This window comes from Pandoraea faecigallinarum (assembly GCF_001029105.3).
GTDB classification, from domain to species: domain Bacteria; phylum Pseudomonadota; class Gammaproteobacteria; order Burkholderiales; family Burkholderiaceae; genus Pandoraea; species Pandoraea faecigallinarum.
Genome location: NZ_CP011807.3, coordinates 1,189,785 through 1,204,867 on the forward strand (window position 1 = coordinate 1,189,785; position 15,083 = coordinate 1,204,867).

Consider the following 15,083-nt stretch of genomic DNA (forward strand, 5'->3'; position numbering starts at 1 on the left):
AAAATGGATCGCCGGGATGTCGGAACACGACAGCGCCGGCCTTCGTCGATACGCGAATTGCGGTCAGTTCGAGTGTAGCCGTCCGGCTTCGCCAACCGAAGCACCAGCGCGGAGGCCCGACTCCAAACACGCTTCCGAACGCGCTTCCGGACGTCGCTTCGGCGAGACCGAAATGCCCAGCTCGGCGTACAGCTCGTCGAGCGCTTCGCGCGTGCCGAGGAGCAGCGCCGTCGTTTGCCCGCTGATGTCCGTCACGATGCTTACGAGCGTTTGCCCCTGGCACGTCTCGCGTGCCGCGACGAACCGGGTGGAGGTCAGCGCGGCGAGCGTGGCAAACCGTTCCGCCTGTACGAGTCCGCTGATCTGGAAGACCGGTTGTGTGGCGCCGGTGGCGCGATGTGCGAAGCGCACGTTCACGCCGTCGCTGCGAACACCGAGCGCCGCGAACAGCCTGTCTCGCCCCTGCGCACCGAGCGCGCAGCGATCGCCGTGCACCCATCGGGAGATCGTGTTACCCGTAATGCCGGTCGCATACGCGAGCCGGGCGAGCGTGGTGCCCGAGAGTTTGATGAGCAGACGGGCGACAGTGCGGTGACGTTGTTCGATGTCATCCATAACGGGTGTCCTGTCCTGAAGGGCCGGGAAGGGCTGAAAAGCGGCGCGAGCGTAGCAGGAATGGCGCGACGCGCTGGCTCAAAACGCCATCGTCACTTCCAGCTGCGCGTCGATGTCCTTGTGAAGCGCGGTGGAACACGGCATGAGCGGACGGCGGACCGTCGGCGTGCACAATCCCAGCGACGCAAGCGCGGCCTTGATGGCGACGGGATTCGGCTCGGAGAACAGGCGCCGGATCAAGGGCTTCATGCCGTTGAACAGTGTGCTCGCGTGGTCCATATCGCCTTCGCGCACGTAGCGGATCAGCTTCAGATACAGGTCCGGGCGTACGTGCGCCGCCGCCGATATGCAACCGGCGGCACCGGCACGCAGCGCAGGCAGGATTTGCATGTCGTCGCCGCACAGCACGCGTATCGTCACTTGCGACGGCAAGCGGGTGAGCGGATGTGCGTCGCACTCCTTGATGGCGGCGAACGATTCATGCGACGCCAGCTCGCGGATCGTCTCGACACCGAGCGTGACGCCCGTGCGCAGCGGCACGTTGTAGAGCACCAACGGCCTGCGTGTGCCGGCAGCCAGCGAGCGGTAGTGCCAGAGAATGCCCTCCTGCGACGGGCGCAGGTAGTACGGCGGCGGCACGAGATACCCGGCGAGCGGCAGGTCGTCCAGCGCGCGGATCTGACGCGCGGCATTCGCCGTGTCGGATGCACCGACACCGGCGAGCACCGGCGCATGGCCGCGAGCGAGATGGCAGGCGACCTCGGCGAGCCAGCGGCGCTCGTCGTCGCTCAGGAGCGTGCCCTCGCCTGTGGTGCCGGCAACGACGAGGCCGTTCACGCCGGCCGCGAGGTAGTAGTCGACCAGACGCGCAAACGCATTGCGGTCGATCTCGGCGCCGTTGGCGCCGGTCATGGGCGTGACGAGCGGGACCCACACGCCTTCGAAGATGGCTGTGTTCATAAGCGGAAAAACCAGGTTTGACGAGGCGCGCGCGGCTCAGACGGCGGGGCGCAGGCGGAGCACGCCGAATTCGGCTTCGGGGAGCGACTGCATGACGACATCCATCGCACGCGCCGCCTCGACGCGCGGCAACGCGATCGATACGACTGCTGCCGTATCGCGACGGATGGCGCGAATGGTCTCCACGCGCCATGGCAGTGGCAGACTCATCGCCAGTGTGACGGCCAGCGACGAGACGGCGGCACGGTTGAGCGTGATGTCGAGTGTGGCGTCGAGGCGCGTGCGCCGGGTGCATCGATTGGGTTGCCGCGCGAATGCGAAGGTCTCGGCAAAGGAAGGTGAAACGGAGTTCGCACCGGGAGGTTCGAGACTGGCGCGCTGAGCGATGGCAGGCATGGCAACGTGTCGTTTGGCGACGGAAGTGACAACGAGGCCAGTCTAGGCAGACGCAGGTAAAAAAGGCGTCAAGATTTCGACGCCGTCATGCAACCGCGTTCATGACACTACGCCGCTGCGCCACGACGGTCATCGCGGTGCGGCGGCGCGCTATCTCAGTCCTGCTTCGGATATTGCGCGTCGTCGAACAGCACGCACGCCCCATGGGGTGCGGCGCCGACGTTGTTGCGAAACAGCGCGAACACGTTGCGCCACGGATCGAATGGCCGTTGCGGTGCCGGCTCGGGCTGGCGTGCCGCGAGTGTGGCGTTGTCGACTTCGCAATGAAGCGTGTTCGTCTCGCAGTCGATGGTGATGATGTCGCCGTCCCGCACGCGTGCGAGCATGCCGCCCTGTTCCGCTTCCGGCGACAGGTGAATGGCGGCAGGCACCTTGCCGGAGGCGCCCGACATACGTCCGTCGGTCACCAGCGCCACATGGTGACCTTCGTCCTGTAGCAGACCGAGCATCGGCATGAGCTTGTGCAACTCGGGCATGCCGTTGGCGCGCGGCCCCTGAAAGCGCACGACGACGACCACGTCGCGTGTCAGTTCGCCGGCCTTGAACGCGGCCTGCGCCGACTCCTGATCGGAGAAGACCCGGGCCGGCGCGCGTACCTTCTGGTGTTCGGGCTTGACGGCGGAGGACTTGATCACCGCACGGCCGAGATTGCCCGCGAGCATGCGCAGACCGCCCTCCGGCGCAAAGGGGCGCGAGGCCGGGCGCACGATGTTCTCATCGAGGCTTTGCGTCGGCGCTTCCTGCCACGACAGCACGTCGTCGCGCAGGAAGGCTTCCTGCGTGTAGGTGCGCAGACCATGTCCCATGACGGTGGTCACGTCGTTGTGCAGGAACCCGGCGTCGAGCAGTTCACGGATGAGAAAGCTCAGGCCGCCCGCCGCCTGAAACTGATTCACATCAGCCTTGCCGCTCGGGTAGACGTGTGCCAGCAGCGGCGTGACGTCCGACAGGTCGGCGAAGTCCTGCCAGTCGAGCAGAATGCCACCCGCGTGCGCCATCGCCACGAGGTGCAGCGTGTGGTTCGTGGAGCCGCCGGTGGCGAGCAGGCCGACCACGCCGTTGACGAAGGCGCGCTCGTCGAGAATCTGCGAGGTGTTGATGCCCGACTTGGCGAGTGCCACGGCGCGTGCTGTCGCGGCTTGCGTCAACGCGTGGCGCAGCGGCGTGTGCGGGTTGACGAAGGATGATCCGGGCAGGTGCAGTCCCATGAACTCCATGAGCATCTGGTTGCTGTTGGCCGTGCCGTAGAACGTGCAGGTGCCCTCGGTGTGATAGGCCGCGAGTTCGGCGTCCAGTAGCGCTGCGCGCGTGACACGCCCGGCGGCATATTCCTGCCGGATGCGCGACTTCTCGTCGTTCGGCAGGCCCGAAGGCATCGGCCCAGCCGGGCTGAACACTGCGGGCAAATGCCCGAACGCCTGTGCGGCGATCACGAGTCCCGGAACGATCTTGTCGCACACGCCGAGGAACATGGCCGCGTCGAACATCTGGTGCGAGAGCGCGACGACGGACGCCATCGCGATCACGTCGCGCGAGAACAGCGAGAGCTCCATGCCCGCGTAGCCTTGCGTGACCCCGTCGCACATGGCGGGCACGCCGCCGGCGACCTGAGCGCTCGCGCCATGCGCGCGTGCGGCGGACTTGATGATGTCGGGGAATTCGGCGAACGGTGCGTGCGCCGAGAGCATGTCGTTGTAGGCGGTGACGATGCCGATATTCGGTATCCGCTCCGAGCGGATCTTGAGACGATCGTCGGCGGGGGCGGCGGCCAGCGCGTGGGCGAGGTTGGCGCATCCGATCTTCTCGCGCCCGGGCTGGCCTCCGGCCGCACGGGCGACGCCTTCGAGATAGGCCTGACGGGACGACCGGCTACGCTCGATGAGGCGCTCGGTCACACGTTGTACTACCGGATGCAGCGACACGTTATGTGAAGACTGAGTCATGGTGATTCCAGGACATTGTGCATGCCCTGACCCATATCGGTGACCTGCCGCGAGACGCGGTCGATGTAGTCAAAGCACGAGATTCTGTTGATTTCGAGTGTAGTTAAACTACAATGCAGTGTCAAAGTTGCGCTTTCCCAGTGACACGTGGACGTCTTGTCATGAACACGCCTTCACCCTATACCTTTGTGTTGTTCGGCGCTACCGGCGATTTGTCGTTGCGCAAGGTCCTCCCGTCGTTGTTCCGCGCTTTTCGCACCGGGCAATTGGGTCCGGAGCACGCATCGGACGCCGGTCGCATTCTCGCCGTCGCGCGCAAACCGATGGATGCTGCCGAATATCACGCATGGTGCGAGGAGCACGTGCGCAAGCACATCAAGCCCGATGTCTGGGACGAGGGCACCTGGACCCGCTTTCTCGCGACCATCGATTACATGCCGCTCGACCTTGGCCGCGAGGCGGAATTCGGCGTGCTGGCCGAACGGCTGGCGAAGCGTCCGGGCGTGCGCATCTTCTATCTGGCCACCGGCCCCTCGCTGTTCATTCCCATCTGTGAAGGGCTTCGCAGCGCCGCGCTCAACGAGAACAGCCGGATCGTGCTGGAAAAGCCGCTGGGTCACGACCTCGCGTCGTCCGAGGCGATCAACGATGCGGTCGGTGCGATCTTCCGCGAGGACCAGATCTACCGGATCGATCACTATCTCGGAAAGGAGGCGGTGCAGAATCTTCTGGCGCTGCGCTTTGGCAATGCGATCTTCGAGCCGTTGTGGCGGCGCGAGCTGATCGACAGCATTCAGATCACCATTGCCGAGGAGATCGGCGTCGAAGGCCGCGGCGAGTTTTACGAACAGACCGGCGCGCTGCGCGACATGGTGCAGAACCACCTGCTGCAACTGCTCGCCATCGTCGCCATGGAGCCGCCGCTGTCGATGGACGCAGACGCCGTGCGCGACGAGAAGATGCGTGTGTTGCGCTCGCTGCGTCATCTGGACGACGAGAGCGTCGCGCGCAACGTGGTGCGTGGTCAGTACGGCGGCGGCGCGATCGGCAAATCGGCCGTACCCGCCTACGGGGACGAGCCGGGCGTGCCTGCCGACAGCCAGACGGAAACTTTCGTCGCGCTCAAGGCCGATATCGACAACTGGCGCTGGGCCGATGTGCCGTTCTTCCTGCGCACGGGCAAACGTCTGGGCGAGCGCGTGGCGGAGATCGTCGTCAACTACCGCGCAACGCCATACCCGCTGCTCGGCGAGGCGACCGCGCAACCCGGCGTGAATCGTCTGGTCATTCGACTGCAACCGAACGAGTCGATTCGTCTGTACTGTCTGGCAAAGCAGCCGGGCGAAGGAATGAACCTGCAATCCGTGCATCTCGATCTGGCCTTCGACCAGTTTTTCAAGGGGCACCGGATGGACGCCTACGAGCGCTTGCTGCTCGATGTCATCAACGGCCGCCTCGCCCTTTTCGTGCGGCGCGACGAGCAGGAGCAGGCGTGGCGGTGGGTCGCGCCGATTCAGGCGTACTGGTCGCGTCAGCACAAGGGGCCGAAGCGCTATGCCGCCGGCACCTGGGGGCCGCCCGCCGCGAGCGCCTTGCTCGCGCAGTACGGCAGGAGTTGGGTCGAAGAAGACAACTGATCCGCCTGCACGCTATTCCTGGCAGGAACGAGACGCAGCGCACGGAACGGCGGGACGGCGCAAAGGCGTTCCGAGCGCTCCGTCCCCTACTTAGCAACGGAGGCAGACACGCATGATTCACTGGCGAACCTTCCCCACGCGCGACGCGCAGGCATACGCGCTGGCGAACGCCGTCGTCGCCGGGATCGACGAAGCGCTGACGATCCGCCGGCGCGCGTTGCTGGCCGTCTCGGGCGGCACCAGCCCCAAAGCTTTTCTCGCCCAGCTTGCCCGTCTGCCGGTCGCGTGGCGTGACGTCGACATCACGCTGGTCGACGACCGCTGGCTGCCCGCCGATCATGCCGACAGCAATGCCCGGCTCGTTGCCGAGACGCTGCTGCCCGGCGCGAAGGAGGCATGCTGGCTGCCGCTCGTCGACACCGCCACGGCCGCAGACTTGCAGGTGCGCACGCTCAACAGCACGTGGACGCACGGCGTGCCGCAGGTCTGCGTGCTGGGCATGGGCGAGGACGGTCACACGGCGTCGCTCTTCGCCGACGCGCCGCAATGGCACGAAGCCATTACCACCCACGACAAGTTCGTTCTCGTGCAGCCGCAGCGCGCGCCGTATCAGCGCGTGTCGTGGTCGCTCGCCGCGCTCGCGGCCTGCGACCGGCTCATCCTGCAAATTCAGGGCCCGGCCAAGCGGGCCGTGCTCGAAGCCGCGCAGGCGAACGAACAGGACAACGCCATCTCGCGGCTGATCCACCGTGAAGGAGTCAAGATCGATGTCTTCTGGAGTGAGGAATAACCCGCCGCACCCGGGCGGCCCGCGACTGCTGGCCGACATTGGAGGCACCAATGCCCGTTTCGCGCTGGAAATCGCGCCGGGCGATCTCGTCGAGATCCGCGACTATCCCTGCGACAATTACGCGGGCGTGCCCGAGGTCATTCGCGCCTATCTCGACGAAGCCGATCACGCCGAACCGGTGCAGCATGCGGCGATCGCCATTGCCAACCCGATCGAGGGCGACGAGATTCGCATGACGAATCGCGACTGGCACTTCTCCATTGATGCCACGCGCCGGGCGCTGCGTTTCGAGACGCTGCTGGTCGTCAACGATTTCACCGCGCTGGCCATGGCGCTGCCTTATCTGTCCGAGGATCAGAAGTATCGGGTCGGAGGTGGCGAGCCGCGTCCGAACGGTGTGCTGGGCTTGCTGGGACCGGGTACCGGCGTGGGCGTCTCGGGCCTGATTCCCGCCGGCGACCGGTGGATCGCACTTGGCAGCGAGGGCGGGCACACCACGTTCGCCCCCGCCGACGAGCGCGAAATCGATGTCCTGCGCTACGCCTGGAAGCATTTTCCGCACGTGTCGTTCGAACGGCTTGTGGCGGGGCCGGGCATGGCGCTGGTGTATCAGGCGCTGGCCGGGCGCGGCGGCAAGCGTGTGGCATCGTTGGAAACGCCGGCCATCGTCAAGCTGGCACAGGCGGGCGACAAGCTCGCGCGCGAGACCGTCGAGTGCTTTTGCGCGATGCTCGGCACCCTGGCGGGTAACGTTGCGGTGTCGCTTGGCGCTGTCGGCGGCGTGTACCTCGGCGGGGGCGTCATCCCGAAGCTGGGCAAGTTGTTCGAAGACTCGCCGTTTCGCCAGCGCTTCGAGGCGAAGGGGCGCTTCGAAGCCTATCTCAAGAAGATTCCGACGTACGTCATCACCGCCGATCATCCGGCGTTTCTTGGCACGTCCGCGATTCTGGCCGAACAGCTCGGTACGCATGCCGCCGGGGCCGGGGCGCTCATCGACCGTCTGCATCGATTGCGCGACCGTCTGAGTCCGGCGGAGCAGCGCGTCGCCGAACTGACGCTCAAGCAACCGCGCGCATTGCTCGCCGAGCCGGTGGCCGAGATCTCACGTCTGGCGCGCGTGAGCCAGCCGACGGTGATTCGCTTCTGCCGCAAGCTCGGCTGTCAGGGGTTGTCGGACTTCAAGCTCAAACTCGCGAGCGCGCTCACGGGGACGTTGCCGGTGCGTCACGGGCAGGTGCACGTGGGTGATACCGCCGCGGAGTTCAGCGCAAAGGTGCTCGACAATACCGTGTCGTCGATTCTGCAAATGCGCGAGCATCTCGATGCGCGCACCGTCGATGCGGCGGTAACGCTGCTCGACGGCGCGCGCCGCATCGAGTTCTACGGCCTGGGCAATTCGGGGGTGATCGCGCAGGACGCGCACTACAAGTTCTTCCGCTTCGGCAAGCCGACCATCGCATACGGCGATCCGTATTTGTTGCAGGCGTCGGCCGGACTGCTTGGCGAACAGGACGTGGTCGTTGCGATCTCCGCGTCGGGGCGTTCCTCGGACCTGAACCGCGCCGTCGACATTGCGCTCGGGCGCGGCGCGAAGGTCATTGCACTCACGGCGCGCAATTCGCCGCTCGCCCGCAAGGCGACGCTCGTGCTGCCCAACGATCACGTCGAAACGATGGGAGCCCACGTCACGATGATCACCCGCATTCTGCATCTCGCTGCCATCGATGTGCTGGCAGTGGGCGTTGCGATTCGTCGCGCCGGCCCGGGCGCGGAGACGGCGGGCGAGGGCGCACTCGACTGGCTCGGCCACGGCAGCGGTCGGGACACCGAATCGCCGGTCGCTTGATAACCCTAAACATGTTTAGCATAATGCGGGATATGAAAGTGACCGATTCCGCCCAACGTTTCGGCTTTCTCGTAGCAGACATCCAACGTCTGTTCGGACGCCGCTTCGAGCAGTTTGCACAGCGTACGCTGCCGATGACGCGTGCCCAGTGCCGTGTGCTTGCCTACCTCAGCGCCAATCGCGGCGTGAGTCAGGCCGTGCTCGCGGACATTCTCGAAACCCCGCAGCAGACCCTCGCGCGCATACTGGAGCGCATGGAGGAGGCCGGTTGGGTGCGTCGCCGTCTGGATGCCCGCGACCCGCGCATCGAACGCCTGTTCGTCACGCGCGCGGCAGCTGCCCAATTGCAGATCGCCCGCAAGCTTTCCGACGACGTGCGCGACGAAGCGTTGCACGGCCTGACCGCGTTCGAAGCCGTGCAGCTCACCCAGTTGCTGCAAAAGGTGCGGCGCAATCTCAGCAATGTCGTGCCCACGCCGCTCGACACCGTCGTCCCGGCGGTTCTGCGCCGGGAGTCCCATGACCACGTGCTCTGCGCGAACGGCGCTGACCGGACAACCCCGCCCGCTGACGCGCCCGGCGACGACTTGTCGGACATCTCCGACTTGCGGCCTCAGTAGGACGCGCCTAGCATGGGAAGTCTCCAAATTCACCCCCGGAGACTGACATGACGAATCACGTGTACAAGCAAATCGAGCTGACCGGCTCGTCGACCCGGTCCATCGACGATGCAGTGAGCAGTGCCATCGCGCGCGCAAGCAAGACATTGCGCAATCTGAACTGGTTCGAAATCACGGAAACGCGCGGTCATATCGAGGACGGCAAGGTCGCTCACTGGCAGGTCACGCTCAAGGTCGGGATGCGGCTGGAAGACTAATCGTCGGGGCGCTTCGGCGCCCCGCAATCGCCGTACAGTCGTGTCACAATAAGCGCATACTCGAGATCATGAAAAAGACAGAAGAGGTTTGCGCATGTCCGAACAAGAACCGGTCCACGCCACCCGATCGATCACGGATCCGGTGGAGGCCGTCGCCTACCTGAAGACGATTTACGACGCCAACACGGCGTATCTTCGCGCCGCTTTCGAACACTTCTCCAGACAGAAAGATCAGGCGCGCCGCGTGAGTGCGCATTACCCGTTCATCCGCATCACCACGGAAGACATCACCCAACTCGACAAGCGCCTGTCGTACGGCTTCGTTTCGGGCCCGGGCAGCTATCAGACCACAGTCACCCGTCCCGATCTGTTCGAGAACTATTACATCGAGCAGCTTCGCCGTCTCGCACATAACCACGGCGTGGCGTTCGAAGTCGGTGTCTCAGACGAACCGATTCCCGTGCACTTCGCGTATCAGGACGGCGTGTACCTCGAAGGCGATCTCGATCAGACTCACCTGCGCGCCATGCGCACCGTGTTCGACGTGCCCGATCTGGCCAAAATGGACGATAGCATCGTCAACGGCACGCGCGACCCGCTGCCGGGCGAAGTCCTGCCGCTTGCACTGTTTACGGCGCCGCGCGTCGATTACTCGCTGCATCGCCTGCGTCACTACACCGCCACGTCGCCCGAGAATTTCCAGAATTACGTTCTCTTCACCAACTACCAGTTCTATATTGACGAGTTCGTCGAGCTGGGACGTGAGTTGATGAGCGCCACCGACGACCCCGCACTGCGTGAGTATCGCAGTCAGTACACGGCGTTCGTGGAGCCGGGCAACGTCATTCACTGGAACCAGAACGTCGATGCGCGCGCGGCGCAGGGCACTTCGCCGCCGCGGCTGCCGCAGATGCCGGCGTATCACCTCGTGCGGCCGGACAATACCGGTATCACGATGGTGAACATTGGCGTGGGGCCGTCCAACGCCAAGACCATTACCGACCACATTGCCGTGCTGCGCCCGCACGCATGGGTGATGCTGGGACACTGCGCCGGACTGCGTAACTCCCAGCGTCTGGGCGATTACTGTCTGGCCCATGGCTATGTGCGCGAAGATCACGTGCTGGACGACGACCTGCCGCTGTGGGTGCCGGTGCCGCCGCTGGCCGAAGTCCAGGTCGCGCTGGAGCGCGCGGTGGCCGACGTCACCCAACTGGACGATTTCGAACTCAAGCGCGTGATGCGTACGGGCACGGTCGTGACGGTCGACAACCGTAACTGGGAATTGCGCGACCATCGGGAACCGGTGCAGCGCATGAGCCAGAGCCGTGCGATTGCTCTCGATATGGAGAGCGCAACGATTGCCGCGAACGGATTCCGGTTCCGCGTGCCGTACGGCACGCTGCTGTGCGTGAGCGACAAGCCGCTGCATGGCGAACTGAAACTGCCGGGCATGGCCGACCGGTTCTATCGCGAGCGTGTCGACCAGCATCTGAAGATCGGCGTGAAGGCGATGGAATTGCTGCGCGATAACGGTCTGGACCGTCTGCACAGTCGCAAACTGCGCAGTTTCAACGAAGTCGCGTTCCAGTAACGCACGCCGATCGCCGCGATATTTCGTCGACTGAAACTTGCGGCTGTCCGGTGAGCGAGACGGTGAACGTGCGGCCGATGGGCCGCAAGGCGATCAGGAAAATACGCGCTTCGCGTGAATGCCGAGGCCGAGCGCCACGCTGGCGAGGCGATCGCCGAACACCGGCGTCGCCTTGGGGAATGCGGCGCACATCGCATTCGACAGGCAGCGCAGTCCGGTCGAGCCGCCGGTGAAGTACAGCGCATCGACGTCTTCCGGACGCAGCCCCGCGAGCGATGCCGTATGCACGGCGCCTGCCGTGATGCTCGCGATCTCGTCGCTCACGGCATCCACCAGACGGGCTTCCGAGAACGCAACGCTCAGGTCGCGCTCGATCACCGAGAGGTCGATGCGCGTCTCGCCACCGGCCGATACGGCGATCTTGGCGTCTTCGGCGTGCCCGACCAGCGCGTGGCCGAGGCGTTGCTCGACGGTGCGCATGAGGCGGCGGTGATGTGCCGGATCGGCGTACAGATGAGCGGTGAGCGCCAGTTCGCCCACACGCCTGGGCGTGTACACGGTGTTGATGAGGTGCCACGTGGCCAGATCGAAATAGATGCGGTTCGGGACTTCCTTGCCGTCCGGGCCGAGCGCCTTGTAGCCAAGTTCGCGCAGGATCGTCGTCAGTTCGATGCGACGGTCGAAGTCCGTACCCGCGATGTGCACCCCGTGGTGCGCGAGCACATCGTCCCTGCGATCCAGGCGCCGCGCACGCTCGGGGCCGACACGCACCAGCGAAAAGTCCGACGTACCGCCGCCGATGTCGACGACCAGCACCTGCTGTTCCTGCGTGAGACGCGACTCGTAGTCGAACGCGGCGGCAATCGGTTCGAACTGGAACTGTATGTCCTCGAAGCCCACGTCGCGTGCGCTTTGTTCGAGCGAGCGTTGGGCCGCGGTGTCCGCTTTCGGATCGTCGTCGACGAAGAACACCGGACGGCCCATGACCACCTGACGCAGATCACCGCCATCGGCCTTCAGGGCGTGAGTGCGCAGGTGACGCAGGAATGTGGCGATGATGTCGATGTAGCGCATCGCCGAGCCGTTGCCGAGGTCGGTGGTGCTTTCGATGAGGGAGGAGCCGAGCAGACTCTTGAGCGAGCGCATGAGACGCCCGTCATAGCCATCGACGTAATCGGCGACGGCCTGGCGGCCAAAGGACGCGCGGCCGCCTTCGTCCGCGTTGAAAAAGACGGCCGTGGGCAGCGTGCCGTAGCCGGCCTCAAGTTCGACCAGACGCATGGCGGCGCCGTCTTGCACGGCGACGGCAGAATTCGAAGTGCCGAAATCGATGGCGCAGAAACTCATGGCATTTGCGACCCGCAAAGGCGAGCCGTAAAAGGTCGGCAGTGTAGCATGGCCGGACGGTCGGCCGGACGAATGCGCCCTGCTTGCTCGAATCGCCGCGTCATTGCGCACGCACGGCATGGCCCGCCACCGCGTTCATCCGCGCGACGAGTCCGCGTTCGGCTGTGCGGAGGGCAGCGTGCGCAGGCTGCTCACCACTGCGGCAACGGCGGCGAATGCCGCGGCGACATACAGCGACGCTCGCGTGCCGAATCCGTCCGGCGCGACGCTGAACACGAGTGCCACGAGTGCGGCGCCCGTCGTCTGCCCGGTCAGACGCGCCGTGCCCAGCATGCCGCTCGCGCCGCCGCTGCGATGCTTCGGCGCTGACATGAGCATCGCGTAGTTGTTGGGCGACTGGAACAGACCGAAGCCGAAGCCGCACATCGCCATGCGCCAGACGATATCGAGGGTCGTCGGGCGCTCGGGCAACAAACCGAGCGCGAGCAGACCGAGGGCAAACGACGCCAGCCCGATGGCCCCGAGCAGTCCCGGCTTGTAATACTCCAGCAGACGCCCGGCGAGCGGCGCGACGACTACGATGGTGAGCGGCCACGCAGTCATCAGCAGGCCGGTCTGCACGTGATCGAAGCCGAGCGTGTCCTGAAGGAAGAAGGGCAGGGAGACGAACGCCAGCATCTGCGCGCAGAACGACGCCATCGAGGTACAGATCGACAGCCCGAAAATCGGGATGCGAAGCAGATCGACCGGCAGCAGCGGTACCGGCTGACTGCGCTGGCGGCGCACGAAAATCGTACCGATGGCGACGGCTGCCACGAGTTCGAGCGCTACGAGCCAGCGCTCCTGTCCGTGGCCGAAGGAATCGATGCCGGAGATGAGCAGACCGAACGTCAGCGCGCTCAACATCGCCCCCGTCCAGTCGAATGGATGCGAGGCGCGCGTGCTGTCCGGCAGCGAGCGCACCGCGATGACGAACGCGACGATGCCCAGCGGCACGTTGATCGCGAAGAGCCACGGCCAATGGGCGACGGACAGCACCCCGGCGGCGATCGTCGGCCCCGCGGCGGACGACACGGCGACGATCAGCGAATTGAGGGCGACGCCGCGCCCCAGCCAGCGTGATGGGTAGATGGTCTTCACCAGCGCGGTATTCACGCTCATGATCCCGGCCGCGCCGAAACCCTGGGCCACGCGCGCGAGCGTCAGCGTGGCGAGAGAGTCCGACAGCGCGCAGCCCAGCGATGCCACGGTGAACAGCGCGAGGCCCACGGTGTAGACGCGCCGGTAGCTCACGATTTCGCCGAGTGCGGCGAGCGGCAGCAGCGAGATCGTGATGGCGAGTTGGTAAGCGTTGACGATCCAGATCGAGGTTGCCGGACTGGCATTCAGATCGCGCGCGATGGTGGGTAGCGCTACGTTGGCGATGGCGCTGTCGAGCACCGAAAGCGAAATCGAGAGCATGACGGTGACAACGGCCCACAGCCGTGCAGGCATGGGCATACCGTCAGTAAATGTGTCGGACATGAGAGCGGCGAGAGGGACGATCGCGTATCGGTCGCGTGCCGGAAGCCGGAATGGCGCGACAGAATGGGCGATGACGAAAGCGCCATCCTGCCCGAAATCACGGTGTGCCGCCGCGCCTTCACGCAAACCCTTGTGTTTACGGCATTTTCGATTCGGTCTCGCGGTTTTGTCTGATGAAATATATGTTTTGTCAGATGAAACTTGAATAAGCGTGTCGATGCCACCCGTCGATTTGGCGCATGGCTAGTCGGCGAATCTGGCGATGCGTGCGTTCGCCAGCGGGTGGTACGCCGTGCTTTGCGCGACCGAGGCCAGATCGGCATCGCTGCTGAGAATCGCGTGTACGCCGGCGATTGCGAGCGTAGTGGCGGGGGAACGTCCGGGACAGGCATGCGCGCCTAGCCCGAAGGTCCACGCGATGCCGTCCGCAGAGGTGCCGGACGGTGCGCTCGCCAGCACGGCAAGAATGGTGTCTCCCTTGGCCAGTTTCCGGTCGTAGATGACCGCAGACGCGTGGAGAAACCGGCGCGTATTCTGCACCGGCGGATCGAAGCGGATCACGTCGCTCACCAGCCGGATGGCGACCGAACGCTCGACAAGGGGCGGGGGCGCACACAGACTTTGCGCGAACCGCCGCACGCTGTTGGCGACAAGGCCGGCGCAGGCGTCGTGCGTCTGCGTGAACAGGCCGACGATGTTCGCGATCAGGGCGCCGAAGTCGATGCGCTCGTCGCGCGCCGCACTGCGGGCGGTGTCGCGCAGCCAGGTGCCCGTGGCTGCGTCGGCGTTCAGCCAGCGCGTGGCGCGAACGCGCAGCGCCGTTGCCGCGTGGTGAGCGCGTGTCAGGACATCTTCGACAGGTGCCGGTTTGCCCGCCTCGGCCATGGCAGCGACCAGCGCATGAACGTCCTCGTACACCTCGGTCCATTGCGTGGACGGCACCCCGAGCCAGGCAGCCAGCGCGTACACCGGCTGACGAAAGACAAAGTCGTCCAGCCGGGCGGCGGGGGTATTTCCGCATACAAGGTAAGCATCCGCGCAGGCCGCCTGACTGGCCTCGTCCAGCATCGCGAGCGAGTCGCGGCCGGCTTGTAACGCAGCGAGCCGCGCCTTGAGCCAGGGCTTCATGGCAGCGTGCGCGGCGCCGTCGTTCATCCGCACGAGCGCTGCGAACCACTCGCCCGCAGGGCCATGCGCCAGAGCCGGAGGGACCACCGCACCGGAAGGGCGCACGCCGCATGCCGGATGCCGCAGTACCTGGGCGAGTGCATCGGGCCCCGCGGCGACCCACATGCCGAGCGACGCGTCGAAATCGAACGGACGCCGCGCCGCGAGCGATGCGTAATAGGAATACGGATTGGGGTGCACGACGGCGTCGAGCGCATGGCGGGGAGCACGCGAGGCGCGCAGCGCTGCGGCGGATTCGGGGACGGCGACTGACATGGCGGAGGACCTCAAAACGTATCTCGATGGTATCCATCATGCGCCGTGTGC

13 protein-coding genes are annotated in these 15,083 nt (G+C 65.4%); 6 read left to right on the top strand and 7 right to left on the bottom strand.

Annotation, left to right across the window (positions count from 1 at the left end; translation table 11 throughout):
• Window positions 1–63 precede the first annotated feature (63 nt).
• From AB870_RS05380 to edd, 4 genes are all read right to left on the bottom strand, one after another.
• Entirely contained in the window at window positions 64–615 is a 552-nt protein-coding gene (locus AB870_RS05380) for a hypothetical protein (RefSeq protein ID WP_047907225.1), read from the bottom strand.
• A 78-nt stretch (window positions 616–693) separates the two neighbouring features.
• Window positions 694–1,575, bottom strand: coding sequence for a 4-hydroxy-tetrahydrodipicolinate synthase (dapA, locus tag AB870_RS05385; protein ID WP_047907226.1), 882 nt, complete (start codon window positions 1,573–1,575; stop codon window positions 694–696).
• Between the two features lie 36 nt (window positions 1,576–1,611).
• Window positions 1,612–1,971 carry a hypothetical protein gene (locus AB870_RS05390; RefSeq protein WP_047907227.1) on the bottom strand — a complete coding sequence of 120 codons (360 nt, stop codon included), beginning with the start codon at window positions 1,969–1,971 and terminating at the stop codon, window positions 1,612–1,614.
• A gap of 155 nt (window positions 1,972–2,126) precedes the next feature.
• The gene (edd, locus tag AB870_RS05395) at window positions 2,127–3,974 is read right to left on the bottom strand and encodes a phosphogluconate dehydratase (protein WP_237170060.1); all 1,848 of its coding nucleotides are present in this window, start codon (window positions 3,972–3,974) and stop codon (window positions 2,127–2,129) included.
• Between the two features lie 161 nt (window positions 3,975–4,135).
• Between edd and zwf the strand changes: the two genes are divergently transcribed.
• The 6 genes from zwf (at window position 4,136) to AB870_RS05425 (ending at window position 10,718) form a co-directional block, all read left to right on the top strand.
• A complete protein-coding gene (zwf, locus tag AB870_RS05400; RefSeq protein WP_047907229.1) occupies window positions 4,136–5,611 on the top strand; it encodes a glucose-6-phosphate dehydrogenase in 1,476 nt (491 codons plus the stop codon).
• A gap of 112 nt (window positions 5,612–5,723) precedes the next feature.
• A complete protein-coding gene (pgl, locus tag AB870_RS05405) occupies window positions 5,724–6,401 on the top strand; it encodes a 6-phosphogluconolactonase (protein ID WP_047907230.1) in 678 nt (225 codons plus the stop codon).
• Window positions 6,379–8,247 carry a bifunctional transcriptional regulator/glucokinase gene (locus AB870_RS05410; RefSeq protein ID WP_047907231.1) on the top strand — a complete coding sequence of 623 codons (1,869 nt, stop codon included), beginning with the start codon at window positions 6,379–6,381 and terminating at the stop codon, window positions 8,245–8,247. Before pgl ends, AB870_RS05410 begins: the two co-directional genes overlap by 23 nt.
• Before the next feature lie 38 nt (window positions 8,248–8,285).
• Window positions 8,286–8,867, top strand: coding sequence for a MarR family winged helix-turn-helix transcriptional regulator (locus tag AB870_RS05415; RefSeq protein ID WP_237170061.1), 582 nt, complete (start codon window positions 8,286–8,288; stop codon window positions 8,865–8,867).
• Between the two features lie 47 nt (window positions 8,868–8,914).
• Window positions 8,915–9,124 carry a dodecin gene (locus AB870_RS05420; protein WP_047907232.1) on the top strand — a complete coding sequence of 70 codons (210 nt, stop codon included), beginning with the start codon at window positions 8,915–8,917 and terminating at the stop codon, window positions 9,122–9,124.
• A 94-nt stretch (window positions 9,125–9,218) separates the two neighbouring features.
• Window positions 9,219–10,718 carry an AMP nucleosidase gene (locus AB870_RS05425; RefSeq protein WP_047907233.1) on the top strand — a complete coding sequence of 500 codons (1,500 nt, stop codon included), beginning with the start codon at window positions 9,219–9,221 and terminating at the stop codon, window positions 10,716–10,718.
• Between the two features lie 93 nt (window positions 10,719–10,811).
• On the opposite strand, the gene AB870_RS05430 is transcribed toward AB870_RS05425, so the two are convergent.
• From AB870_RS05430 to AB870_RS05440, 3 genes are all read right to left on the bottom strand, one after another.
• On the bottom strand, window positions 10,812–12,065 hold the full coding sequence (locus AB870_RS05430) for an Hsp70 family protein (RefSeq protein WP_047907234.1): 1,254 nt from the start codon (window positions 12,063–12,065) through the stop codon (window positions 10,812–10,814).
• Between the two features lie 135 nt (window positions 12,066–12,200).
• Window positions 12,201–13,559 carry an MFS transporter gene (locus AB870_RS05435; protein WP_418303984.1) on the bottom strand — a complete coding sequence of 453 codons (1,359 nt, stop codon included), beginning with the start codon at window positions 13,557–13,559 and terminating at the stop codon, window positions 12,201–12,203.
• A 273-nt stretch (window positions 13,560–13,832) separates the two neighbouring features.
• Window positions 13,833–15,032: a cytochrome P450 family protein gene (locus tag AB870_RS05440; protein ID WP_053059581.1), complete on the bottom strand. Its 1,200-nt coding sequence runs from the start codon at window positions 15,030–15,032 to the stop codon at window positions 13,833–13,835.
• Window positions 15,033–15,083: the final 51 nt, after the last annotated feature.